Source organism: Actinoplanes sp. NPDC049599 (genome assembly GCF_044465625.1).
GTDB lineage: Bacteria > Actinomycetota > Actinomycetes > Mycobacteriales > Micromonosporaceae > Actinoplanes.
The window spans coordinates 1-1,009 of the sequence record NZ_JBITLX010000099.1; the positions used below are offsets into that span (position 1 = coordinate 1).

General features: G+C 65.6%; 1 protein-coding gene. It reads left to right on the forward strand.

The genetic code is table 11. The features are described 5' to 3' along the window. Positions 1–83: 83 nt before the first annotated feature. Positions 84–983 carry an IS982 family transposase gene (locus ACIBQZ_RS43410; protein ID WP_396094808.1) on the forward strand — a complete coding sequence of 300 codons (900 nt, stop codon included), beginning with the start codon at positions 84–86 and terminating at the stop codon, positions 981–983. Positions 984–1,009 lie beyond the last annotated feature (26 nt).

The following is a 1,009-nucleotide window of genomic DNA, read 5'->3' on the forward strand; positions in this document are numbered from 1 at the left end:
CTAGACGAGTGATTCCTAATCTTGGTCGGTGAGCGGCGTGGCGGGTTGATCGGGACGAGAAGGGAGGGCATCGATGGTTGTTTGTGAAGACAGACCTCGACACCCTCTTGATCGCACTGTACGTCCTGGTCGACGACCACGTCATCCCGGCAGGCCGACGTGGACCAGGACGACCGAAACGGCTCACCGATGCCGAAGTGGTCTGCCTGGCCGTGGCCCAGGTGCTCCTCGGTGCACGCTCGGAACACCATTGGCTGCGCCTGTGTCGCGTCCGGCTTCGGCACCTGTTCCCCTACCTGCCCAAACAGCCCGGCTACAACAAACGCATCAAAGCCTGCGCGCCTCTGATCTGCCGCACCACCCTGTATCTGGCCGGGCTGTGCCCGAGCCTGGGCGACCGCTTGCGGCTGATGGACGCCACCGCGGTTCCGTGCGGCACGTCGCGGCCCACGACGCAGCGTTCCGCGTTGGCCGAGATCGCCGGCTACGGCTACTGCGCGTCGCATTCGCGCTGGTACTGGGGATTGAAGCTGTACCTGCTGACCACCGTCGAAGGACTCCCGGTGGCCTGGTGCCTGGCCAGCCCGAAGATCGGCGAACGAGAGATCGCCGAGGACCTGCTCGCCCATGCTCGCGAGATCGGGGCGCTGAAGGCGGGCATGGTGGTGCTGGCCGACAAGGGCCTGGCCGGCAAAGCCATCGAACGCTACGCCGCCGAGCAGGTCGGCGTGCTACTGGCCCGCCCGGACCGCAAGGACGAGAAAACCCGCCGTTTCGGCAACCTCGCCGGCGTCCGGCAATGGATCGAGTCGGTCAACCAGACTCTGAAAGGCCAGCTCAACCTCGAAGGACACGGCGGGCGCACCCCTGCCGGGGTATACGCCCGCGTCGCCCAACGCCTCCTCGCCCTGACCGCCGCGATCTGGCACAACTGGCGCATCAACGCCGACGTCAAGCGTTCCTTGATCGCGTACGACCACTGAACTCATAAGGAATCACTCGTCTAGAG